At 67.0% G+C, this 22,533-nt stretch carries 19 protein-coding genes; 9 read left to right on the plus strand and 10 right to left on the minus strand.

Annotated features, from left to right (window positions below):
• Positions 1-20: 20 nt before the first annotated feature.
• The 4 genes from OSH10_RS10045 to OSH10_RS10060 are packed head-to-tail and all read right to left on the minus strand — an operon-like array spanning position 21 to position 4,744.
• Complete coding sequence (locus OSH10_RS10045) at positions 21-992, minus strand: ABC transporter permease (RefSeq protein WP_266331535.1); 972 nt, start codon at positions 990-992, stop codon at positions 21-23.
• The gene (locus OSH10_RS10050; protein ID WP_266331536.1) at positions 992-2,512 is read right to left on the minus strand and encodes a sugar ABC transporter ATP-binding protein; all 1,521 of its coding nucleotides are present in this window, start codon (positions 2,510-2,512) and stop codon (positions 992-994) included. The genes OSH10_RS10045 and OSH10_RS10050 overlap by 1 nt, the downstream gene beginning before the upstream one ends.
• A 14-nt stretch (positions 2,513-2,526) precedes the next feature.
• Positions 2,527-3,669, minus strand: coding sequence for a Gfo/Idh/MocA family protein (locus tag OSH10_RS10055; protein ID WP_266331537.1), 1,143 nt, complete (start codon positions 3,667-3,669; stop codon positions 2,527-2,529).
• A 22-nt stretch (positions 3,670-3,691) separates the two neighbouring features.
• Positions 3,692-4,744, minus strand: coding sequence for a TIM barrel protein (locus OSH10_RS10060; protein WP_266331538.1), 1,053 nt, complete (start codon positions 4,742-4,744; stop codon positions 3,692-3,694).
• 537 nt (positions 4,745-5,281) lie between these two features.
• On the opposite strand from OSH10_RS10060, the gene OSH10_RS10065 reads away from it, so the two are divergent.
• Positions 5,282-5,968 carry a GntR family transcriptional regulator gene (locus OSH10_RS10065; protein ID WP_407660704.1) on the plus strand — a complete coding sequence of 229 codons (687 nt, stop codon included), beginning with the start codon at positions 5,282-5,284 and terminating at the stop codon, positions 5,966-5,968.
• A 51-nt stretch (positions 5,969-6,019) separates the two neighbouring features.
• Here the strand turns inward: OSH10_RS10065 and OSH10_RS10070 are convergent, their stop codons facing one another.
• From OSH10_RS10070 to dsbD, 3 genes are read right to left on the minus strand one after another with little or no spacing between them, the layout of a single operon-like run.
• On the minus strand, positions 6,020-6,682 hold the full coding sequence (locus OSH10_RS10070) for a L,D-transpeptidase (RefSeq protein WP_266331541.1): 663 nt from the start codon (positions 6,680-6,682) through the stop codon (positions 6,020-6,022).
• A gap of 50 nt (positions 6,683-6,732) precedes the next feature.
• Positions 6,733-7,359, minus strand: coding sequence for a DsbA family protein (locus OSH10_RS10075; RefSeq protein WP_266331542.1), 627 nt, complete (start codon positions 7,357-7,359; stop codon positions 6,733-6,735).
• Complete coding sequence (dsbD, locus tag OSH10_RS10080) at positions 7,356-9,197, minus strand: protein-disulfide reductase DsbD (RefSeq protein WP_266331543.1); 1,842 nt, start codon at positions 9,195-9,197, stop codon at positions 7,356-7,358. The genes OSH10_RS10075 and dsbD overlap by 4 nt, the downstream gene beginning before the upstream one ends.
• A 99-nt stretch (positions 9,198-9,296) precedes the next feature.
• Between dsbD and OSH10_RS10085 the strand changes: the two genes are divergently transcribed.
• From OSH10_RS10085 to OSH10_RS10100, 4 genes are all read left to right on the plus strand, one after another.
• Complete coding sequence (locus OSH10_RS10085) at positions 9,297-9,959, plus strand: response regulator (RefSeq protein WP_266331544.1); 663 nt, start codon at positions 9,297-9,299, stop codon at positions 9,957-9,959.
• Positions 9,956-11,290 (plus strand): sensor histidine kinase N-terminal domain-containing protein, encoded by a 1,335-nt coding sequence (locus tag OSH10_RS10090; RefSeq protein WP_266331546.1) that lies wholly within the window; start codon positions 9,956-9,958, stop codon positions 11,288-11,290. Before OSH10_RS10085 ends, OSH10_RS10090 begins: the two co-directional genes overlap by 4 nt.
• 103 nt (positions 11,291-11,393) lie before the next feature.
• Positions 11,394-11,981 (plus strand): IMPACT family protein, encoded by a 588-nt coding sequence (locus tag OSH10_RS10095; RefSeq protein ID WP_266331547.1) that lies wholly within the window; start codon positions 11,394-11,396, stop codon positions 11,979-11,981.
• A gap of 200 nt (positions 11,982-12,181) precedes the next feature.
• Positions 12,182-13,150, plus strand: a complete 969-nt coding sequence (locus OSH10_RS10100) for a crotonase/enoyl-CoA hydratase family protein (protein ID WP_266331548.1) — start codon at positions 12,182-12,184, stop codon at positions 13,148-13,150.
• A gap of 47 nt (positions 13,151-13,197) precedes the next feature.
• Here OSH10_RS10100 and OSH10_RS10105 read toward each other — a convergent pair whose 3' ends face one another.
• Both OSH10_RS10105 and OSH10_RS10110 read right to left on the minus strand, forming a co-directional pair.
• A complete protein-coding gene (locus tag OSH10_RS10105) occupies positions 13,198-15,606 on the minus strand; it encodes a sensor histidine kinase (RefSeq protein WP_266331549.1) in 2,409 nt (802 codons plus the stop codon).
• A gap of 76 nt (positions 15,607-15,682) precedes the next feature.
• Positions 15,683-17,854 carry a GGDEF/EAL domain-containing response regulator gene (locus tag OSH10_RS10110; protein WP_266331550.1) on the minus strand — a complete coding sequence of 724 codons (2,172 nt, stop codon included), beginning with the start codon at positions 17,852-17,854 and terminating at the stop codon, positions 15,683-15,685.
• A gap of 340 nt (positions 17,855-18,194) precedes the next feature.
• Between OSH10_RS10110 and OSH10_RS10115 the strand changes: the two genes are divergently transcribed.
• A complete protein-coding gene (locus tag OSH10_RS10115) occupies positions 18,195-18,755 on the plus strand; it encodes a DsbA family protein (RefSeq protein ID WP_266331551.1) in 561 nt (186 codons plus the stop codon).
• Between the two features lie 45 nt (positions 18,756-18,800).
• On the opposite strand, the gene OSH10_RS10120 is transcribed toward OSH10_RS10115, so the two are convergent.
• Positions 18,801-19,058 (minus strand): hypothetical protein, encoded by a 258-nt coding sequence (locus OSH10_RS10120; protein ID WP_266331552.1) that lies wholly within the window; start codon positions 19,056-19,058, stop codon positions 18,801-18,803.
• Between the two features lie 191 nt (positions 19,059-19,249).
• Here OSH10_RS10120 and OSH10_RS10125 point away from each other — a divergent pair, with 191 nt between their 5' ends.
• From OSH10_RS10125 to pdxA, 3 genes are all read left to right on the plus strand, one after another.
• Positions 19,250-19,816: an SIS domain-containing protein gene (locus OSH10_RS10125; protein WP_266331553.1), complete on the plus strand. Its 567-nt coding sequence runs from the start codon at positions 19,250-19,252 to the stop codon at positions 19,814-19,816.
• Positions 19,817-20,247: 431 nt separating this feature from the next.
• Positions 20,248-21,498 carry a four-carbon acid sugar kinase family protein gene (locus OSH10_RS10130; protein ID WP_266331554.1) on the plus strand — a complete coding sequence of 417 codons (1,251 nt, stop codon included), beginning with the start codon at positions 20,248-20,250 and terminating at the stop codon, positions 21,496-21,498.
• Positions 21,495-22,511 (plus strand): 4-hydroxythreonine-4-phosphate dehydrogenase PdxA, encoded by a 1,017-nt coding sequence (gene pdxA, locus OSH10_RS10135; RefSeq protein ID WP_266331555.1) that lies wholly within the window; start codon positions 21,495-21,497, stop codon positions 22,509-22,511. The genes OSH10_RS10130 and pdxA overlap by 4 nt, the downstream gene beginning before the upstream one ends.
• Positions 22,512-22,533: the final 22 nt, after the last annotated feature.

Consider the following 22,533-nt stretch of genomic DNA (forward strand, 5'->3'; position numbering starts at 1 on the left):
TCCCTGAAGCGGCGTGCCGGTTAGGCTTTCTTCTGCAGCAGGACCGCCGCCGTTATGATCAATCCCAGCACCGCGCTCTGGAAATTCGCGCCGACGCCGAGAAGGTTCATGCTGTTGCTCACCAGACCGAGCAGCAGGACGCCGCCCAGCGTGCCGAGCACCGTTCCCCGCCCGCCGATCAGCGGCGTGCCGCCGATGACCACGGCCGCGATGGCGCGAAGCTCGTAGCCCGTGCCCATGCTGGGCAGGCCGGAATCGAGAACGCCGGTGAGGATGACGCCGGCGACGCCGACGAAGAGGCCGCTCAGCGCGTAGAGTGCGATCTTGATGCGCCGGACCGGAATGCCGGAAAGCCGCGCCGCTTCCTCGTTACCGCCAATGGCGAAGGCGTAGCGGCCGAGCGTCGTGAAGCGCAGGATCAGGAACATCACCAGGATGGCGAGGAACATGGCGTAGACCGGCCATGGCACGCGCAGGAAATCGCCGAGGCCGAAGACGTCGAACAGCGCGCCGGTGCCGTTGATCGGGCTGCCGCCCGACATCAGGATGGCGACGCCCTGCAGGAAGGTCATCGTGCCGAGCGTGATGATGAAGGGCGTGGCGCGGTTGGTCGCCACCAGCATGCCGTTGATCGCGCCGATCACCGTGCCGGCCACCACGCCGGCGAGGATGCCAAGCGCGACCGAGCCCGTATGCATGATGGTGAGCGCCGTGGCGAGGCCGGCCACCGACAGCGCCGCGCCGACCGAAAGATCCAGCCCGCCCGCGATCAGCAGGATGGTCTGGCCCGAGGCGACAATGCCGAGCGCCGACACCTGGAACAGGATGTTCAGCAGGTTGTTCACGGACAGGAAGCGCGGATTGCCGATCGCGGTCACCACCACGATGAGCAGGAGCACGATCAGCAGCGTGTAGCGGCCGAGATCCTGTCCACGGAGCGCGCCGGGCTTTCGGGAGGCCGGCTTGGCAGCCGTTGCGGCGGGAGAAGACATCAGTTCACGCTCCGGGTGCTTTGGGTCTGGATGGCGGAGAGCAGGCGCTCGGGATCGAGCCGATCCGGCGACAGGGCCTGCTCGATGCGGCCATTCCGAAGGACGAGAATTCGATCGGCGAGCGCGATCAGTTCTTCGAGGTCCGTCGACACGAAGACGATGGTGGCGCCCTTGTTGGCGAGGCTGCGCAGATGATCATGGATCTGTCGCTGCGACTCGACGTCGACGCCCTGGGTTGGCTCCTCGAGCACGAAGAGCCGTCCATCGGCGAAGATGGCGCGGCCGAGCAGCGCCTTGCGCTGGTTGCCGCCGCTCAGAAACCGGACTTCGCGGCTCGGCGCGCGCGGATTGAGGTCGAGCCGTTCCGACATGTCGGTCGCGACGCCGGTCTCCCGCGCAAGCTTGAGCCAGCCCAGCTTGGACAGCCGCCGAAGCGCCGCGAGCGAGATGTTCTTGGCGATCGACAGGCTCATCACCAGCCCGCGCCCGCGCATGTCCTCGGGAATGAACAGCACACCGCGGGCAATCGCCTCGCGCACGGCGCGCGGTGCATAGGGTTCGCCGCCCAGCGACATACGGCCTGCGACATGGCGATGGTCGATGCCGCCGATCACGGCGGCCAGCGCATTGGCGCCGCCGCCGATCAGCCCGGTCAGCCCGACGATCTCTCCCCTGCCGACCTCGAGCGAGACATTGTCGAGACCGCCCGCGTTGGAAACCCCGTCCATCACCAGGAACGGTTCCGTCTTGGGCCGGACGCTGCGATGCGTCTCGACCGCGTCGAGCGTCCGCCCGACGATCATCGAGATCAGCCCGTCCTTGTCAGCGCTGCCGCCCTCGACCAGCGCGACCTTACGCCCGTTGCGCAGCACGGTGATGCGATCGGAGATCGCCAGCACCTCGTCGAGGTGATGCGAGACATAGACGACGGCCATGCCCTGTCTGGCGAGGTCGCGGATCAGCCGGAACAGGAACTCGGCCTGCGCCTTGTTCAGCGCCGCCGTCGGCTCGTCGAGCAGCAGAACATGCGCCTTTTCGCGCACGGCCTTGGCGATCGCCACCTGCTGTCGATCGGCGATGTCGAGGTCGCCGAGCCGCTGGTTGACGGGCAGATCGAGCCCGAGCCGGGCCAGAAGCTCCGTCGCCCGCGTCGCCATCGCCTTGTCGTCGAGGATGCCGAAAGCCTTGCGCGGCTCGGCGCCGAGGAAAATGTTGGCGGCGACCGAGAGATCGAGATGCAGTTCCGGGTTCTGGTAGACGATGGCGATGCCGGCCGCGCGGCCCTCGGCCGGATTGAGCGCCTTGAAGGCGGTGCCGCCGACGATGATCTGGCCGCTGTCGGGCGGCTGCGCGCCCGACAGGATCTTCATGAAGGTCGACTTGCCGGCGCCGTTCTTGCCGACCAGGCCATGCACCTCGCCGCGCGCGACCTCGAAGTCGACGTCATCCAGCGCGCGCTGACCCAGAAAGCTCTTGGTCACGCCCTGTACCTGGATCGCGAGCGGTGTATCGGGGGTCATGGCCGTGATGCCGCTCAGCCCTGGACCGCTTCCCAGCGGCCCGACTTCGCCGAGGCCAGCACGGCGTCGGTGACGTAGTCGGTGCGGAGCGCCTCGCGGAAGGTCGGCGCGGCAGGCGTGCCGGAGGTGAGGCCGGCGAGGAAATCGGCGGCCTGATGGATGAAGGAGTGCTCGTAGCCGATCTGCAGGCCCGGCACCCACCACTGGCTCATATAGGGATGGTCGCCATCGGTGATGTGGATCGAGCGCCAACCGCGCAGATGCCCTTCGTCGCTGTAGTCGAAGTAGGACAGCCGGTGCAGGTCGTGCAGGTCCCAGGCAATCGAGCCCTTCTCGCCATTGATCTCCAGCGTGTAGAGCGCCTTGTGGCCGCGGGCATAGCGGGTCGCCTCGAAGGTCGCGAGCGAGCCGTTGTGGAAACGGGCGAGGAAAGCGCTGGCGTCGTCGATCTTGACCTCTTCGACCTTGCCGCTGACGGCATGCGAGCGCTGCTTGACGAAGGTTTCCGTCGCCGCCGTCACGCTGTCGATGCCGCCGTTCAGCCAGATCGCGGTATCGATGCAGTGCGCGAGCAGGTCGCCGGTGACGCCGCTGCCGGCGACGCTGGCGTCCAGCCGCCAGGTGCCCATGCCGCCCTGCGGCACATCGGCCGAGATCGTCCAGTCCTGCAGGAATTTGGCGCGATAATGGAAGATGCGGCCGAGCCGACCCTCGTCGATCATCTGCTTGGCGAGCGTCACCGCCGGCACGCGGCGATAATTGTACCAGACCATGTTGGCGACGCCGGCCGCCTCGACGGCCTCGACCATCTTTTCCGCCTCGGCAGCGTTGCGGCCGAGCGGCTTCTCGCACATCACCATCTTGCCGGCCTGTGCCGCCGCGATGGCGATCTCGGCATGGGTATCGTTGGGGCTGGCAATATCGATCAGGTCGATATCCTTGCGCTCGATCAGCCTGCGCCAGTCGCTTTCGGAGCTCTCATAGCCCCAGTTCTCGGCGAAATCAGCGGCGCCCTTGGCATTGCGCGTGGCGATCGCCTTCAGGACGGGCTCGTATTCGCTGTTGAAGAACTGACCGACCTGGCGGAAGGCGTTGGAATGGGTGCGGCCCATGAAGCCGGCGCCGACCAGGCCGATATTCAGCTTTTTCTTGGTCATTTTCTTGAGATCCCCGAAACCGTTATTCGCGCCAGCCATGCGCGTCGCGCACCTTGATCATCGCGCCCAGAACGTCGTTCCAGGTCTGCTGGGCCGTCATCACGGAGTTCGGGAACATGCAGCCGTCCCAGGCGATGTGGCGCATCTTCTTGGTGAGGTTGCCCTGGTCGTCGCGCAGCCAGTAGCCGGCATGCTTCGTGACATCGAGCTTGCCGTTGGGGTCGGTGACCTGGACGTGGCGGCCGGTCTTCTCGTGATCGCCGGAGCCGAAAACGGTGCCGTCGTTCTGGGCGACGTGGAAATCATAGGTCCAGGGGCGCAGCGCGTCGGCGACTTGTCTGTAGGCCGCGTCGAGGACCGAGCGGTCCTGCCAGTCATAGCCCTCGGGAAGCAGGCGATCCTGCTCGGCGTTGTAGCCCAGCGTGAACAGCATCGAATGCGCCATGTCGGCCTGGTAGCCGACGACGCCCGGCATGTTGACCGCTTCGAGCAGGCGGACATTCTCGCGCCAGGACTGCATGCCGCCCCAGCAGATCTCGCCCTCGGCGACGAGGAATTCGCCATGATCCTGCGCCGCCTTGCCGGCTTCGCGGAACGTCTCGGCGATGATTTTGGTGTTGCCGACGGGATCCCTGTCCCAGTCGCCGACGCCGGTCGAGGAATCGATCCGGATGCCGCCGGTCGTGCGGATGCCCAGTTCGCGCATCTGCTCGCCGATCGCGGCGGCCTTGCGCACCTGCGAGACGAAGCGCTTGCGCTCCTCGGCCGAGCCCATCGCCGAACCGCCGCCGGCGCCAGCCCAGATCGGCGCCACGAACGAGCCGACCTTCAGGCCATAGCCCGCAATGTGGTCAACCATGCGCTTGACCTGATCCTTGTCGCTGTCGATCGACAGGTGCGGATCGGCCAGCCAGAGATCGATGCCGTCGAACTTCTGTCCGTCGACTTCCGCCTTGGCGGTCAGTTCCAGCAGCGTGTCCAGCGGAATGACCGGTTCGCCCCCCTCGCCGCCCTTGCCGACGACGCCCGGCCACGCGGCGTTGTGCAGCTTCGGATAGTTGTTCGGATCCGCCATGTGCTCTTCCTCCCTTTCGGACCCGCCCACTCGGCGGCGATGGTCCACCTGCATGCGGGGGAAGCAACGCGGTCGCCGTGCAGGCGCACCTCTCCGCCGGCAGCCCCATCAGGCTCCGTTCAGATTGCGCCACGCCGCGAGGGTCTCCTCCCCTGCGCGCCCCGACCGCTACCTCTCTTGGCCGGAACGCAACGGAACTCTCTGTTATATTAGTGTAACGTGTCAAGCGGGCTTCAACGCATGGTTGGACACCAGGGGGAGGATTGGAATTCCTGAGTTCTATTTTCTGGTTTTTTCTGTCATATCGTTGATAACGATCGACTTCTCGCCGCTTCCTACTGCTGGCGCGGGACGGCGGCCCCTCCAACCGATAGCCGGATGCGCTTGCGGGTCGACGGCGGAGTAATATAACAGTAAAGCAGGCGGGGTCGTTCGGGCGCCAGGGCGCCGCTCCGGCCCGAAGGACGGCACCCGTTCGGCCGACTGCCGCCAGCGAATTCTGGGAGAGGATCCAAGCGGGTGGCCGACGCGGCATTACTGCAATTGCAGCTGGTCAACCTCGACCGCAAATCGCCGCTGCGCGACCAGATCTATCAGGTCGTCCGCACGCTGATCATCATCGGGCAATTGCGGCCCGGCCAGTCCGTCAACGAGGTCGAGATCGCCGAGCAACTGGGTGTGTCGCGCACCCCGGTCCGCGAAGCGGTGAAGCGGCTGAGCGACGAGGGCTTGATCAACGTCTACGCCCAGACCGGCACCTTCGTCGCCGCGCTATCGCGCGACGCCATCGAGGAAGCCTATGTCATCCGCAATGCGCTCGAGGTCGAGAGCGTGCGGCGGGCGGCGTCCAAGATCAGCCCGTTCCATCTCGAGGAGCTGGAAGACATTGTCGGCCAGCACCAGACCGCGATCGGCCGCAAGCGCTACACGGAGGCCATCCGGCTCGACGACCAGTTCCACCGCTACATCGCCGAGATCAACAATCTCTCGATGCTGTGGCGGGCCGTCGATATCTCGAAGGCGCAGATGGATCGCGGCCGCTATCTGGCGCTGCCCAAGCCGGGCCTGGGCGAGACGACGATTGCCCAGCACCAGGCGATCCTGACGGCGCTCGCCGCGCGCGACGCGCAGCAGGCCATGGAAGCGATGCGGGTGCATCTCGACACCTCGCTGCGCAACACGCTGAGCCTGCTCGGCGACATGCTGGATCCGCCGGAAAGCTAGGGCGTTCCGAAAAGACAGACGGGGCCCCTCTACGGGAGGGGCCCCTTCGGCTTAGAGCACCACGACCTTCGAGCCGTCGGGAACCCGGCCGTAGAGATCGATGACGTCCTGGTTCATCATCCGGATGCAGCCCGAAGAGACGGCCTCGCCGATCGACCAGGGCTGGTTGGTGCCGTGGATGCGATAGAGCGTGTCCTTGCCGCCCTGGAACAGATAGAGCGCGCGGGCGCCAAGCGGATTTTCCGGACCGCCTTCCATGCCGCCGGCCCATTGCTGGTTGATCTCCGGCGAACGGGCAATCATGTCCTGCGTCGGGGTCCAGCGCGGCCACTGTCGCTTGTACTGGACATTGGCGGTGCCGGAGAACTCCAACCCGGCCTTGCCGACGCCGACGCCATAGCGCATCGCCTTGCCGCCTTCCTGGACCAGGTAGAGGTAGCGATCATGCGGATCGACGATGATGGTGCCCGGCGGCTGGTCGGTCGAATAGTCGACCTGCGTGCGGATGTTGCGCTGCTTCAACTTGTCGAGCGGCACGGCCGGGATCGGGAATTTCTCCGTCTCGATCGCCGCGTAATGGCGCGCCACCTGCGGATCGACCGCGGGCGTCAGCGGGGCGGCGAAATCGCGTCCTGTCGAGGCGCAGGCGGCGAGCGCCAGCGGCAGCAGGATGGCGACCGTCATCCGCCGTAAGAAGGGAAGGCTTAAGGACATGCTTGGGGGGTTCCGTTGTCGTCACGAAGAAGGGGATGGGAGGGACGGGATCAGTTGGCGGCCTGCCGCCGGCGCGCTTCGGCGACCGCTTCCTTGAAGCCGTCATAGTCGAGCGTCGAGGCCCGGAACGGACCGATCAGGTAGGTGGGCGTGCCGTTCATGCCGAGGCCTTCGGCCTGGGCGAGGTTGCGCTGCATCAGCGCCGAGATCTTCGGCCCATGCGCGGTGAGATCCGCCTGCAGCCGCTTCATGTCGACGCCCGAGGCCTGGATCGCCTCCAGCATCGTGTCGCCGGTGACGCCCCGGCCCGAAATGCCCATCAGCGCGTGATGCGCCGTCTCGTATTTGCCCTGATAGTTGGCCGCCAGCGCGAACTGCGCGCCCTGGACGGAGGATTCGGTCAGGATCGGCCAGTCCTTGTAGACCAGGCGGATCTTGCCGTCCTCCTTGACAACGCGCGCCAGGTCGGCCGCCGACGTCTTGCAGTAGGGGCAGTTGTAATCGAAGAAGGCAACGATGGTGACGTCGCCCCTGGGGTTTCCGCCTGTCGGCGCCTCGGGATCGTTCAGGACCGCGTTGACATCGACGCCCTTGGCGATGGCCGGCAAGCCGTCGAGAACGATCGCGGAAGAGGCAAGAAGGCTCGCGGCGGTTCCGAGGAAAAAGCGGCGGTTCATGAAGGGCTCCATTCTGGAAAAATGCTGTCCGTGGGCGCTTGGCTACCGGTAGACACGGCGTGCTCAAGCCGCTGGGCAAAGTCGTTGCCGGCAATCGCGCCGATCATGCGGGATCCGGCCAGTTCCGAGCCGGCGGCGTTGAGCAGGAACATCGTCGGCGGCCCGACGACGCCGAAGCGCTGCATGAGCCGGCGGCTGTCTTCACCGTTCCGGGTCACATCGGCCTTGATGAAAGTGACGCCGGAAAGCGGGGCTGCAAGACCGGGCTCCGCCAGAACGCGGTCGTTTGATTTGCATACGGTGCACCAGTCTGCGGTAAACGAGACGAGAATGGGGCGCCCCTCGGCCTTGGCGGCGGCCAAGGCCTGATCCAGCGCCGCTTCCGAGCGAACGGTCAGCGTCTGTGGCACAACGGCCACAACAGGCCCCGCCCCGCCGAGGAAAGCGAGCGGGCGCAGCGGATCCGTGCCGCCGCCCGCAAAGCCAACGATCAGCGCCGCGCCATAGATGGCAAGCGCCAGCCCGGCTGTCTTTTCCAGCCTGCGCACCCACCCCGTCGCAGCCGTCAAGCCGTCGAAGGCGCCGAGGAACACGGCGACGCCCAGCGCCCCGGCGCCCCAGACCGGCAATGCGAATTCCTCCGGCAGCGCACGCAGCAGCAGGACGGCGGCAAGGCCGAGGAAAACCACGCCGAAGGCCTGCTTGACCCGCATCAGCCAGGGACCGGATTTCGGAAGCACCCGGCTGCCGAAGGTGCCGAAGACGATCAGCGGCAATCCCATGCCGAGGCCGAGCGCGAACAGCGCGGCCGCGCCGCGCAGGCCGTCGCCCGTCTGCGCCACATAGAGAAGGGCGGCAGCCAGCGGCGGCGTCACGCAGGGACCCACGATCAGGGCCGAGCCGAAGCCGAGCCCGGCGGCGCCCGCGACCGATCCGGCCCGCGTCCCGTTCCGGCGGGCGATCCAGCCGGCCCAGCGCGCCGGTACCTGCAGTTCGAACAGGCCGAACATCGACAAGGCGAGAATGACGAAAACCGCCGCCATCAATCCCAAAGCCCAGGGGGCTTGCAGCACCACCTGCAAGTTCTGGCCCGACCAGGCGGCGGCGAGGCCGAGGACGCCATAGGCCAGCGCCATGGCGCCTACATAGACGGTCGAGAGGACAAAACCGCGTCGGGCGGACAGGTTTTCCCCGGCGCGCGCCAGCATGCCGGACAGGATCGGGATCATCGGGAAGACGCATGGCGTGAGAGATAGAAGCAGCCCGAATCCGAGGAAGCTCGCCAGCGTCAGCGCCAGGCTGCCGGTCATCAGCGAACTTGCCGGCGGCGTGGGCAGGCCCGTCCCGGCCGGCGCGACGGCAGCTACCGACGCGGTCTGCGTTCTAAAACCAAGCCCCGTCTCGACATCCGTCAGCGCCAGCGTTGCGAGATCGAGCGCCTTGGTGACCGGCGGATAGCAGATGCTGTCCTCCGCGCACCCTTGATAGGTGACCCGCACCACGCCGCTGCGCGGGGCGGAGGTTTCAAGAGGGATGGAGACGCGATCGCGATAGATCTCGCTCGGGCCGAAGTTCGGATCATCCTTGCTTTCGCCGGGAGGCGCGGTGATGGCGACCGGCCTGTCACCGCCGGCGACCGAGATCCTGTCGCGATAGAGATAGTAGCCGGGCTCGATCTGCCATTCGAGCCGCAGCGGGCCGCCCGCATCCCGATGGGCGGCAAGACGAAACGCAGCATCCATAGGCAAGGGCGTCTGCGCCCTCGCCACGGCGCCCAGCAGCGTGGCGAGAACGCCAAGCGCCAGGATCATGCGATACAGGAAGAACTTGCCCGACATTGCGACTCCGTCCGGAATGGAGGCGCACCATCGGATGACCACCTTAAGCCAGCCTTAAGTCTAGCGGAGAATAGAGAAGCGGAAGCAAAGGATCCTCGCATGCGCGTTCTCGTCGTCGAAGACGACCCCATCCTGTCGGACGGCCTGAAGGTTGGCCTGGCGCTCGGCCTCGTCACGGTCGATTGCGTGGCGACCTGCGCCGACGCGCGCGCCGCGCTCGCCAGCGCGCAGTTCGACGCCATCGTGCTCGACCTGATGCTGCCGGACGGGTCCGGCCTCGACGTGCTGCGGGAAATGCGCCGGGCGGGCGACCACACACCGGTGCTCCTGCTGACCGCGCAGGACGAGACCCCGGATCGCATCCGCGGCCTCGACAGCGGCGCCGACGACTATATCGGCAAGCCCTTCGATCTGGACGAACTCGCCGCGCGGGTGCGGGCGGCGGCACGGCGCCACGCCGGGCGCGCCGCGCCCCTGCTGCAGACAGGCTCGATTTCGCTCGATCCGTCGACGCTCTCCGTCACGGTCGCCGGCGAGCCGATATCCCTGTCGCGGCGGGAATTCTCGGTGCTGGCGGCGCTGATGGAACGGCCGGGCACGATCCGCTCGCGGGGTGAGATCGAGGAACGGCTCTATGGCTGGCAGGAGGAGGTCGACAGCAACGCGGTCGAGGTCCACATCCACAACCTGCGCAACAAGATCGGCCGCGCCGCCATCGAGACCGTGCGCGGCCTCGGCTATCGCATGGGGTCGGCGCCATGACCTCGCTGCGCCGCCGCCTGTTCTTCATCCTGGTGGCCGCGACCGGCCTGATCTGGCTGAGCGCCGGAGCCTGGATCTATATCGGCAGCCGCTCGGAACTCGAACATGTGCTCGACACCCGGCTGCAGGAAGCGGCGAAGATGGTGCATTCGCTCGTCGACGCCCACACCATGCCGGCGTCGGTGAATGCCCTCAATGCCGCGCTTCCGGCGGAAGTACACGGCTATGAGCGCCAGCTCTCCTGCCAGATCTGGTCGCTGGACGGCCATCTCGTCGCCCGGTCGAGCGGCGCGCCGGCGGCCCAGCTCGCCGAGAACGTCGATGGCTATTCGGACAGGGTGGTCGATGGCGAACCCTGGCGCGTCTATACGATCCAGGATCCGGTCAAGCGCGTGCGCGTCATGGTCGGCGACCGCATCGGCCTGCGCCACAAGCTGGTCAACGACCTGATCGTCGGGCTGCTGGCGCCGGCGCTGCTGGTGCTGCCGCTCTTCGGCCTGCTGACCTGGGCAAGCCTCGGGCGCGGCCTGCGGCCACTTCGCAGCATGGCCGCGGAACTGCAGGGACGGGATGCCGAGGACATGCGCCCGCTCGATGCGAGCCGGCTGCCGGCCGAGGTTCAGCCGCTCGCCCACGCGCTCAACGCATTGTTCGACAAGGTCGAAGCGGCCCGCCGGCACGAGCGCGAGATCACGGCCTTCGCGGCGCATGAACTGCGCACGCCACTCGCCGGGCTCAAGACGCAGGCGCAGGTGGCGCGGGCGGCTGCCGATCCGGCGGTGCGGGATCGCGCCCTGTCGCAGATCCTCGTCTCCGTCGACCGGACGACCCGGCTCGTCCGTCAGCTGCTGGTGCTCACCCGGCTGGAAGCCGAGGGGGTCCATCCCTGCAACGGGACCCACGCGGCAGGCGAGCTGCTGGCGGAAATCGTCGCGACGGCGCCGCCGCTCCCCGACATCGTCCGGGTCGAGATCGATCCTGCGCTCGCCGAGGTCCATCTGCCCGGTCCGCGCGAAACCTGGATGCTGGCCCTGCGAAACGTGCATGAAAACGCCATCCACCACATGCCGGAAGGCGGCCTCGTCCGCTGGTGCGCGGCACCGGACGGGCGGGGCGTGATGGCCATCGACCAGGGCCCGGGCATCCCCGAGGAGGAACTGGCCCTGGTGACGCAGCGCTTCTATCGCGGCCGCCACAAGAGCACGTCGGGAACCGGCCTCGGCCTTACCATCGTCGCCATCGCCGCCCGCCGGCTCGGCGTCGAACTGGTGCTGAGCAACCGGCAGGACCGCACCGGCCTGCAGGCGGCCTTCATCCTGCCACGCCGGTGAAACGGAACGCCGCGGGGGGCTGTCGCGGCGAAACCGCCGCGGCGCCCTTGATCTTCGGCGCCGGGCTTTGCATGGAAGCCTCGGCGAGGTACGAGCGGCAGCCATGTTCACCCTTCTGAAATCCGAAACCTTCCGGCAGGAAATCAAGAAGAGCCGCTTTCTCGCGGTGGCGGGGCCTGTATCCGACGAGGCGGACGCGAAGGCGTTCATCGCGGCGAATTCCGACCCGGCCGCGAACCACAATTGCTGGGCCTGGAAGATCGGGCAGCAATACCGCTTCAGCGATGATGGCGAACCGAGCAGCACGGCCGGCAAGCCGATCCTGCAGGCGATCGAAGGGCAGTCGCTCGACGGCGTCGCCGTCGTGGTGACGCGGTGGTTCGGCGGGATCCTGCTCGGCGGCGGCGGTTTGATCCGCGCCTATGGCGGCACGGCGGCGGCGTGCCTGCGCGGGGCGGAGAAGCAGCCGCTGGTCGTGACGCAGGAAGCGACGATCCTTTGCGGCTTCGGCGACCTGGCGCTGTTGCAGGCGCGGCTGGCAACATGGCCCACCACGCGCGTGACGGCGCAGACCTACACCGCGACGGGCGGCGAACTGGTCGTCGCGATCCAGCAGGACGACGTCGAGGCCGTGCGCCAGCTGGTTGCCGACCTCACCAGCGGCCGCGCCACCATGCGCCTCGCCGATTAGGACGGACGCGCTTCCGTCGGTGCCGGGAAAGCGTCAGACCCCCGACGTTCAGGCATGCAGCACGACCTGACGTAAACTTCAGCAACAAACGCACGCCAGAGTCTGCTCGCATCGACCTTCTTGAGCGTAATGTATTGGTGGCGGTCCTGCGGCATCCTCCCCCGCGACGGCCCAAACATTTACGCAAAAGGAGACTGACCATGACTTCCCTTCGCATGAACCACGAACCCATCGCCTTCGCCAACCCGAACGCCGGCTCGGCGATCCAGACGGCAGCCGAGGCCGCCCGCGCGATCCACGATATCGGCTATGACAACCTTCATCTCGACATCGACACGGTCAACGCCACCTGCTGGTGCTACATGGAGCCGGTCGGCAAACCCTCCTACACGCACGAGCTGATGGGCGACATCAGCCGGATGCAGAAGGCGATCACGCAGACCTTCGCCAATCTTTCCGGACCGGAAGCGACCCCGTTCGGCTGGTTCGTCATGGCCTCGGGCGTTCCGGGAATCTACAATCTGGGCGGCGATCTCGGCCATTTCGCCCAGCGCATCCGCAGCCGCGACCTGAAGGCGATGCGCCACTACGGCCATGTCGCCGTCGAAGCCATCCACCGCAACGCCGTCGCGTTCGACGCGCCGGTCGTGACGATGGCGCTCGTCCAGGGCGACGCGCTGGGCGGCGGCTTCGAGCATGCCCTGTCCTTCGACCTGATCGTGGCCGAGCGCAGCGCCAAGATGGGCCTGCCGGAAATCCTGTTCAACATGTTCCCCGGCATGGGCGCCTACAGCTTCCTGTCGCGGCGCATGTCGCGCGACAAGGCGGAAGCGCTGATCCTGTCGGGCCGCATCCACACCGCCGAAGAATTGTATGAGATGGGCGTGGTGGATGTGCTGGCCGAGGACGGCCAGGGCCAGGCGGCGGTGCTGGATTACATTGCCCGCCACAACCGCAAGCACAACGCCCATCAGGCCCTGTACCGGGCCCGTCGGCGCGTCAACCCGGTCACGCTCTCCGAACTGATCGACGTGGTCGACATCTGGGCGGAAGCAGCGCTGAACCTGACCGAGGCCGACCTGCGCAAGATGGATCGGCTCTGCTCGGCGCAGAACCGCCGTCTCGCAAGCCTGCAGCCGGACATGCCCGTGCTTGTGGCTGCCGAATAGGCCCGATTGGCGATGCGCCCGCGGGCGCATCGCCAGCCGCCCGACGGCTATCCCAGACCCGCCTCGCGCGCCGAATAGGCGCGCATGGCCTTTTGCGTGCGCCTCAGCTCCGCCTTGGCCTGCCGCGTGAATTCCGCCGCGCCCGCGCGCAGTTCATCGCCGCGCAGCTTGCGCCAGGGAGCGCAGATGGCGCCAAGCGCCACCGCGCCCATATTGGCAGAACTGCTCTGCAGCGCATGATCATCGCTGCGGAACGCCTCCAGATCGCCGCGGCTGGCGCTCTGGATCAGCCTGTCCAGCATGATCTCGGCATCCGCCAGATAATCCTCCATCAGCTCGACCACGAATTCCGCGTTGCCGAGCCGCTGCAAGCGCTCGATCGCCCGATCGTCCAGGCTGGGCAAGACGGCATTGCGCACCAGAGTGAGCCGGGGTTCCGCGCGGACGGCCTTGTCCGGCCCGTCGCCGGTGATCCGGTCGATGGCGGCGAGCAGCGCCGAAGGCTCGACCGGCTTGATCAGGCAGTCGTCCATGCCGGCATCGCGCCAGCGGCTGTCGTTCATCGCGGTCGCATCGGCGGTCAACCCGACGATGGGCAGCCGCCGGTCGCCGGTCGCCATGACCCGGTAGAGCTTGGTCGCCTCCAGCCCGTCCGTATCGGGCATGTTGAAGTCCATCAGCACGATGTCGATCTGGTCCGCCTTCTCCTCCAGCAGGTCGAGTGCCTGGTCGCCGGTCTCGGCCAGCAGGACGGAATGGCCCGCCGCCTCGAGGATGCGGGAGAAGACGCGTTGATTGATGCGGTTGTCGTCCGCCAGAAGAATGCGGCGCGGACGGCTCGGCCGGATCGGGCGCGGCGTCGCGGCGGCGACTTCCGCCGGCGCCGGCGCGTTCAGACGGCTGGCGACCATCAGGGCGCGGCGCAGCTCGGTCGGTGTGGGCCGCTCCGACAGCAGGCTCGAGCAGCGCTGCCGGGTCGCCAGCGGCGGCAACCCCGGCGGCACCCATGGCTGGATCAGCACGCCCTTCGAGGACCCCGTCACGCCGGTATTAGGCAGGGGCAAATTCTTGCTGTCCGGCTCGAACAGCAGACGGATCGCATTGGCCGCCTCGGGCGGAAACATCCGAGCCGGTCCCTGGCGCGGATCCGCCAGGATCGGCGTCACGCCGAGCGAGGACAGCGTGCCGATCAGGTCCTGCAGGGGCGCAGCGTCCCGGCAGACCAGCACGACGCCGCGCTCCCGCCACGGTTCTTCCGCTGACAGGCCCTCATCGACCGGCGTCGCCGCGACGATGTCGAAGCGGAAGGTGCTCCCCTCGCCCAGGGCACTTTCGACCGAGATCGAACCGCCCAGCAATTCCACCAGTCGCCGTGCGATCGCCAGCCCGAGCCCCGTGCCGCCGAACCGGTTCATGATGCTGGCATTGGCCTGGGTGAAATCCTCGAAGATCCGGTCCTGGTCCTTCGGCGCGATGCCGATGCCGGTATCCGTTACCTCCATCGTCAGCCGGAAACGGCCGTCCTCTTCCGGCTGGCCGTCGACGGCGATGGTCACGCCCCCCTCGCGGGTGAACTTCACGGCGTTGCCGACCAGATTGACGAGGATCTCGTGCAGGTGCTGGCGGCTGCCGAACAGCCGCAGCGGGGTGCGCGGCGTGACATAGATGTCGAAGGTCAGGCCGCGCTCGCGCACTTGCGCCTCGACCAGGCGGCGCGCATCGACGAGCAGGGCGATCAGGTCGATCTCGCCATTCGATACCGGCATCCGGCCGGCCTCGATGCGCGACAGGTCGAGCAGGCTGTTGATCAGCGACTGCAGCGAGCGGGTCGCGACATCGACGGTCTCGACCATGTCGCGCTGTTCGGCGACGAGCGGGCTGGCCCGCAGCAAACCCGTCATGCCGACAATGGCGGTGAGCGGGGTACGCAGTTCATGGCTGACGCTGGCGAGGAACAGGCTCTTGGCCTGGCTCGCCTCCTCGGCCGCCTGGGTCGCCAGCGACAGCTTGCGGATCAGCGTGCCGGCATAGGCCGGAAGGATGACCAGGCCGGCCAGAAGACCGACCGAAAGGTGCCAGCGCTGCGCCCAGAACGGGGTGGTCAGAACCACCACGCCGAAACAAAGGGTTGCAACGGGAATGGCGGTCGCGAGCGCGGACAGGCCGAAGCGGAAGCCATTGCCGAAGATGACCCAGAGATAGATGGGAAAGAACAGCGCCGCGACTTCGCCGCCCAGATGCAATTGCCAGGAGAGGAAGCCGCAATCCATCACTAGCGCGAAGAAGCGCCGCGCGCGCGACACGCCGGGATAGAGCAGGATGTGGCCGAGCACGCCCAGGGCGAGCGGGATGTAGAGCGCCATGACATCGAGCGCGTAGCCGATGTCGTCGCTGCTCCGGTTCACCAGCAGAACAATGACGATGATGGTGGCGAAGACGAGCCGGTTGTAGCTCATCTCATGCTCGCTGTCGGGCCGGTTCCGCAGCCGCGCAGCCATCCAGCGAAGGGGGAGAGTGAGCGCCTGAACGACTCTATCCGGCGCGCGCATGCTCATTCTCCGTCGCCTCCTGCGAGGGTCCGGGGGCCGTCTGGCCATGCTGCATCACCCAGGTGACGAAAGCATCGGCCGGAATCGGTCCGCTGAAATGGTATCCCTGTACTTCGTCGCATCCTTCAAGCCGCAGAAGCTGCAATTGAGCCTCGGTTTCGACGCCCTCGGCAAGCACCTGCAGATGCAGGATATGCCCGAGATCGATGATGGTGCGCACGATCGCGAGCGCGCTCGGATCGCTGCCGAGATCCTGGACGAAGGAGCGGTCGATCTTCAGGCGATGCAGCGGGAAGCTGCGCAGATAGCTCAGCGACGAATAGCCGGTGCCGAAATCATCGACGGAGAGCGTGACGCCGAGCGACCGCAGCACATGCATCTGCTTGACGATATGCTCGTCATGGCCGAGCAGGATGCCTTCGGTCAGCTCCAGCTCCAGCAGCGTCGGCCGCATGCCACTCGCCCGCAACGCATCCTTGACCAGGGTTTCGACGCCCTGGCGGCGGAACTGGATCGGCGACATGTTGACGGCGATACGCAAATCGCCGAGCCCTTCCGCCTCCCAGACCGCCCCCTGGCGGCAAGCCTCGTTCAGAACCCACTCATTGATCGGCAGGATGAGGCCGGTTTCCTCGGCAAGGCCCAGGAAAGCTCCTGGCGCGAGCAGGCCACGCTCGGGATGCCGCCAGCGCAGCAGCGCCTCGGCGCCGACGACCTTGCCATAGCGAAGGTCGATCTGCGGCTGGTAGAACAGGACGAATTCCCGGCGCGACAGCGCGCCGCGCAACTCGGTCTCGAGATGCGCCGTCTGGCTGGCGCGCGGCCGCATGTCCGCCGCGAAGAACCGCCATGTGCCGCCGCCCAGCGACTTGGCCAGATACATGGCCTGGTCCGAATTCTTCAGGAGCTCGTCCGGATCGGTCCCGTCCAGCGGCGCCAGGGTGACACCGATGCTGGCGCCGATATTGAGCGCGAGCGGACTGTCCTCCTTGCTGTTGAGCAGGTCGAGGATCGACTGGGCCAGCCGGCCGGCATCCTCCGGCCCGTCAATGCCGGGCTGAAGGATCGCGAATTCGTCGCCGCCAAGTCGAGCGACCGTGTGCCCCTCGTCGACCAGCGCGGACAGCGCCGCCGCGACACGCTGCAACAGTTCGTCGCCGCTGTGATGGCCATGCGCGTCGTTGACCGCCTTGAAGCGATCCAGATCGATGAAGTGCAGGGCAAAGATCTGGTCGCCGCGCCGGCCGCGCGCCAGTTCGCGCCGCAGCCGGTCCCGCAGCATCAATCGGTTGGGCAGTCCGGTCAGCGCGTCATGATTGGCGATATGCAGCAGCCGGCGCTCGGCATGGCGCTGCTCCGTGATGTCGATCGAGGTTGAAAGCACGCTCGCGATCTCGCCCGAACTGTCATAGAGCGGCGCCTTGCTGGTCAGGTAGATGCGCGGCTCGCCGTCGGGCGACAGCACTTCCTCCTGGCGCGGGGAGATGGCGCGGCCCGTCTTGAGCACGAGTTGGTCGAGCCGCCGGCTGATGTGAGCCCGGTCCTCGCCCAGCAGCGCCTCGATCGGTTTTCCCACGAGATCGCCAGGCGCCTTGCCGAAAAAGGCGGCCTGATGCGCATTGACGAAGACGCAGCGACCGTCCCGGTCCGTGGCGTTGATCATCGCCGGCACGGTGTCGATGACCTGGGCCAGCGCCTCGCGGCTTTCGCGCAGCAGCCGCTCCTTCGCGTTCAGGCTGATCTCCAGCAGGTCGGCGCGCTTTGAGATCACGAGCTGCTGGCTCCGCAGCTTGAGCAGGTTCTTGGCCCGGGCGAGAAATTCGACATGGTCGACCGGGCTGAGCAGAAAGTCCGTCGCTCCCGCCTCCAGCGCCTCGACCCGGAACTGCTGGTCGCTATAGGCGGTGATGACGATGATCGGCACATCCCAGTTGCGCACGTCGGCGCGGACGGCTGCGGTCAGGTCGGCGCCCGACATCGTCGGCATCTTGTAGTCGGTGATGATCAGATCGGCGGTGTTCTCCGCCAGCCATTCGAGAGCCTTCCGCGGATTTCCGAAGGTGCGGATATCCAGCTCGGTATCCAGCTGACGCGCCAGCTTCGAATAGATGCGCTGATTGGTCGAACTATCGTCGACGATGAGGATCTTGGGCATCAGTGCTGGCGCCATGGACACACAAAAAGCCTCTTGCGATAGCGTTGGCACGCTGAACTGGGATGACCGTATAGCATTGAAAGTTGCTTGGAAGCGGCCAGAGGGCATCGGGTCGAGCTTGATTCATTTGTTTACGCTGCCCCACTGACAAGTGGTAGCGCAGGCTGGACGATCCGGCCAACTTTCATCGCTTCGCCGGCTCGTCGGGCCACGACACGGCCATGCCCAAAACATGTGGACAAGAGTCAGCCGACGCGCGCGCTCCGGCCGGAAGGCGCTCTACCCTCTAAGGGAACCGTGCCCGTCCCGATCCCATTGCCCTCGCATAAAGGAAAAAGCCATGACAGCGACCGCCTGGCACGCCGATCCCTTGGTATGGGGAACCGGCCCGCGTCGGTTCGAGGTGTTTCTCGAACCCACCTGCCCCTATTCGGTTCGAACCTTCAACAAGCTCGACGCTCTTCTCGCGGAGGCCGGGGAAGACAGGATCACCATCGCCATCCGCCTGCAGTCACAGCCCTGGCATCTCTATTCCGGCGTGATCGTCCGCTGCATCCTCGCGGCGTCGACGCTGGCGGGCGGCAAGGAAACGGCCCGGAAGGTCATGGCCGCCGTCGCCGCGCATCGCGAGGAATTCGAATTCACGCATCATGCCGGCGGACCCAACATGGACGTCACGCCGAACCAGATCATCGAGCGGCTGGAAGGCTATAGCGGCGTCGCGCTTCAGGAGGCGTTCGCCCTCCACACGCTCGACCGCGAGATCAAGTGGCACTGCAAATATGCCCGCCAGAACGGCATCCATGTCTCGCCGACCTTCATGATCGACGGACTGATCCAGCCCGACCTGAGCAGCGGCGACGAGGTATCGGCCTGGGTGTCGCGCCTGGTACCCGGCTGATCCGCAATCCCGACCCCGGCGTCGCCGGGGTCGGTTTTGAATGGGCTAGAGAACGTCCAGCGAGAGCTCGTCGGAGAGCGCCTCTTCCTTCTGTTCGTCGGTCAGCGTGATCTCTTCGGAGACGCCGGCCTCGTCCTTCACCTCGAAGGTGTCGGGCAGTTCGTCGTTCAGCGACCAGTAGGCGAGCATGGCCGCCTCGGTCCGGTTGCTGGCGATCACGTCCACGGTGATCGTCACCTGGAAATGGTCGCCTTCGAAATCCTCGAACTCCGGGTCGAGTTCGGCTTCGGTCTTATCGGACATCGTTCTTCTCCGCAGATTTCCGGTCAAGGTGGCCCTACTTGCGCGCTGCCTCACAGCCGGTCAAGCCGCAACGCGGCCGCCCGGCTCGATGCGTGGAGATCGTGAGGCACCGGGCTATCGGCCTTTGCAGTCCGCCCGACCTCCGTGCTTCACTGGCAAGGATTCGAAACTCCATAGCAGGAACCACCGTCGTGACCCGTGTCGATCATAGCCCCTACCATACGGCGCTCGAGGAACTTGGCACCGTATTCAGTCGATTGGATGACGGGAAGGTCGATGAACTGATCGATGCCATCGCCAAGGCGAAGAGCACGGTCGTGTTCGGCGGGGGCCGCGAGCGCCTGCAGATCATGGGCTTTGCGATGCGCCTCTACCATATGGGCGTGCCGGTCGCGGTGGAAGGCGACATGACCACGCCGCCGGTCGGCCCCGGCGACCTGTTCCTGGTCACGGTCGGGCCCGGAGAAATCTCCACCGCCCTGGCGCTGATCGGCGTCGCGCGCAGCGCCGGCGCGACCGTCGCGGTGATCACGGCACAGCCGGGCGGCAAGGCGCCCGCCATGGCCGACCTGGTCCTGCACCTGCCGGCTCAGACCATGGCCGACGACCAGGGCGAAGCCCGCAGTTCGATCCTGCCGATGGGCTCGCTGTATGAAGGCGCGCTGTTCGTGCTTTTCGAGGTCATGATCCTGAAGCTGCGCGAGCGCCTGCAGACGACGCCAGAAGCGATGCGGGCACGGCACACCAATCTGGAATAGATCTCCAGACCAGCGATGCCAGCCTTCCGCCTCGACGGCCGAGGGAGGCTGGCATCCCCCAGGACGCGTCCATTCCGCCTAACGAGCCCTCGCCCATGCGGGGCCGGCGCATGTCCGCCGCGCGCTTCCCAAGGCAGCCGGACGCTTTCTCCCTTCTCCCTTCTCCCTTCCCCAATCCACGATCCGGCATGCCTCGACCCGCGGGCGGGACGCTCCCGGCCGCGATGCATCGCGCCAGGCATTCCAGCCGGGCTGCGCGATTTGATCATCCATGCCCTTTCGTTTTGCGCAGGATGCGCATAAATTGACGATGGTGAGCCAATCCCCGGCGCAACACCTGCCCCGTTCTGCGTGAATCGCGCAATGGAGGTCTCGACCTTGCCGCTTTCGACCAAGCCGAATATCCCCCCTTTCCGGGTGCAATCCTTTCGATGACGCGCTGGCTGATCCTCGCCGATGACCTGACGGGCGCGGCCGACAGCGCCATTCCCTTCGCCAGGCGGGGACTTGCCAGCGTGGTCAGTTGGGGCATGACGGCCCCCGGCGCGCCGCGAACGGCCATCGTCTCCTACAATACCGACAGCCGGGGATTGACCGCCGAAGCCGCCGCGAAACGGCAGCATCATGCGCTCGCGACCTTCTCCGAGCCCGGGCGCGACGTCTTCAAGAAGATCGATTCGACCCTGCGGGGCCAGCCGGCCGCCGAGATCGCCGCCACCATGGCCCATATGAAGGGGCGGTTCGGCACGGCTTTCGGCCTGCTGGCGCCAGCCTTCCCGGCGACGGGCCGCACGACGCGCCACGGCCGCGTCCTCGTCAACGGTCAGCCGCTCGAACAGGCCGAAGTCTGGCAGCGCGACCACAGCTACGCCAACGCCGATCTCGCAGATGTTCTTGCCTCGGCCGGCATGGCGGCAGAGGTCGTGCCGCTTTCGACCATCCGCGCGAGCGAGAGCGAACTGCGCGCCGCCTTTGCGTTCCTCGCCGGCCAAGGCGACGTCGTGGCGATCTGCGATGCCGAGACCGAGGACGACCTGCGCCGGATCGCGGCGGCGGGCCTGCCGCTGGCGCCGGGCGCTTTCCTGATCGGCAGCGCCGGCCTCGCTTCGGCCGTGGCGGCGCTCGCGCCATCGACTCCCGCCTCCACGCCCCGCTTCGCGGCCCAGGCGCAGGGCTTCCTCATGGTCGTCGGTTCGCTGGCGGCGGCGTCGCGCCGGGGCGCCGCCAAGCTCGTCGCCAGCGGACAGGTCGTGCATGTGCCGATCTCGCCCGAGACCCTGCTGAGCGATGCTGCCGAAAGCGCCGCGATCGGCCAGGCGGTCGCAGCCCGGCTCGATGCCGGCCAGGATGTGCTGATCGAGATCCAGATGGGTGACCGGCCGGAAATGGCGCTGGGGCCCAGGCTCGCCGAGAGCCTGGCCGACGCGCTCGCGCCCGCCGCCGCCCGCATGGGGGCCTTCGCGGCGACCGGCGGCGAGACCGCGGCGGCGCTGCTCTCCCGCTTCGGAGCCCTGGGCATCCGCCTGATCGACGAGATCGAGCCCGGCGTCGCCCTCGGCCAGGCTCTCGGCGCGCTCTCCTGTCCCGTGGTCACGAAGGCCGGCGCCTTTGGCGACGACGACAGCCTCGGCCGCATCGCCCAACGCCTTCGCGATATCCGCACCCAAGGAAATCCAGCATGACGCCGACCCAGAGTTCACTGCCCACCATCGCCATCACCATGGGGGATCCCTCCGGCGTCGGGCCCGAGATCATCATGAAGGCGCTCGCGCACGATTCGACCCGCCAGCTCTGCAACGCGCTGGTGATCGGCGATGCAGAGCGCCTGCGCCTCGCGGGCCGCCTGGCAGGGGTCGACCTGGAGGTCGCCTCCCTCGACGATCCGGCGGAGGCGGATTTTGCCGCGCCGGCCGTGCAATGCATCGACCTCAAGCTCGTGCCGGCGGATCTCCCCTTCGGCAAGGTCTCGCCGGTTGCCGGCGAGGCCGCCTTCCGCTTCATCGAGAAGGCGGTCCAGATTGCCAGCGCCGGCCTAGCCCAGGCGATCTGCACCGCGCCCCTCAGCAAGGAGGCGCTCCATGCGGCCGGGCACAAATATCCCGGGCATACCGAGTTGCTCGCGGAACTGACCGGCACGCCGGAAGTGTCGATGATGCTGGTCTCGCCCAAGCTGCGCGTGATCCATGTGACGACCCATATCGGGCTGATCGACGCGATCGCGAAGATCGAGCCGGGCCTCGTCGAGCGGGTCATCGCCCGGGGCCATGACGTGCTGACAAAGGCCGGCATCGCCAACCCGAAGATCGGCGTCTGCGCCATCAACCCGCATGCGGGGGAAAACGGGCTGTTCGGCCGCGGCGAGGAGGCCGAGAAGATCACCCCCGCGGTCGAGGCCTGCCGGGCGAAGGGATGGGACGTCCGCGGCCCGCTGCCGGCCGACACCCTGTTCTTCCTCGCCGGGCGCGGCGACTATGACATGGTGGTGGCGATGTATCACGATCAGGGCCATGGCCCGATCAAGGTTCTGGGGCTGGAATCCGGAGTCAACATCACGGTCGGCCTTCCCGTCATCCGCACTTCCGTCGATCACGGCACGGCGTTCGACATCGCCGGCACCGGCGCCGCCGACGAGCGCAGCCTGATCGAAGCGTTGCGTCAGGCTGTGGGACTCGCGCCCCGCCCCGCCGCCGTTTAGCCGACCACCCCTCAGGAAAAGC

Source organism: Kaistia defluvii (assembly GCF_026343955.1).
In the GTDB taxonomy this organism is placed as follows: Bacteria; Pseudomonadota; Alphaproteobacteria; order Rhizobiales; family Kaistiaceae; genus Kaistia; species Kaistia defluvii.

Coding starts and splice junctions, on each gene's coding strand:
- OSH10_RS10045 (WP_266331535.1), bottom strand. CDS start 992: ATGTCTTCTCCCGCCGCAACGGCTGCCAAGCCGGCCTCCCGAAAGCCC.
- OSH10_RS10050 (WP_266331536.1), bottom strand. CDS start 2,512: ATGACCCCCGATACACCGCTCGCGATCCAGGTACAGGGCGTGACCAAG.
- OSH10_RS10055 (WP_266331537.1), bottom strand. CDS start 3,669: ATGACCAAGAAAAAGCTGAATATCGGCCTGGTCGGCGCCGGCTTCATG.
- OSH10_RS10060 (WP_266331538.1), bottom strand. CDS start 4,744: ATGGCGGATCCGAACAACTATCCGAAGCTGCACAACGCCGCGTGGCCG.
- OSH10_RS10070 (WP_266331541.1), bottom strand. CDS start 6,682: ATGTCCTTAAGCCTTCCCTTCTTACGGCGGATGACGGTCGCCATCCTG.
- OSH10_RS10075 (WP_266331542.1), bottom strand. CDS start 7,359: ATGAACCGCCGCTTTTTCCTCGGAACCGCCGCGAGCCTTCTTGCCTCT.
- dsbD (WP_266331543.1), bottom strand. CDS start 9,197: ATGTCGGGCAAGTTCTTCCTGTATCGCATGATCCTGGCGCTTGGCGTT.
- OSH10_RS10085 (WP_266331544.1), top strand. CDS start 9,297: ATGCGCGTTCTCGTCGTCGAAGACGACCCCATCCTGTCGGACGGCCTG.
- OSH10_RS10090 (WP_266331546.1), top strand. CDS start 9,956: ATGACCTCGCTGCGCCGCCGCCTGTTCTTCATCCTGGTGGCCGCGACC.
- OSH10_RS10095 (WP_266331547.1), top strand. CDS start 11,394: ATGTTCACCCTTCTGAAATCCGAAACCTTCCGGCAGGAAATCAAGAAG.
- OSH10_RS10100 (WP_266331548.1), top strand. CDS start 12,182: ATGACTTCCCTTCGCATGAACCACGAACCCATCGCCTTCGCCAACCCG.
- OSH10_RS10105 (WP_266331549.1), bottom strand. CDS start 15,606: ATGAGCTACAACCGGCTCGTCTTCGCCACCATCATCGTCATTGTTCTG.
- OSH10_RS10110 (WP_266331550.1), bottom strand. CDS start 17,854: ATGCCCAAGATCCTCATCGTCGACGATAGTTCGACCAATCAGCGCATC.
- OSH10_RS10115 (WP_266331551.1), top strand. CDS start 18,195: ATGACAGCGACCGCCTGGCACGCCGATCCCTTGGTATGGGGAACCGGC.
- OSH10_RS10120 (WP_266331552.1), bottom strand. CDS start 19,058: ATGTCCGATAAGACCGAAGCCGAACTCGACCCGGAGTTCGAGGATTTC.
- OSH10_RS10130 (WP_266331554.1), top strand. CDS start 20,248: ATGACGCGCTGGCTGATCCTCGCCGATGACCTGACGGGCGCGGCCGAC.
- pdxA (WP_266331555.1), top strand. CDS start 21,495: ATGACGCCGACCCAGAGTTCACTGCCCACCATCGCCATCACCATGGGG.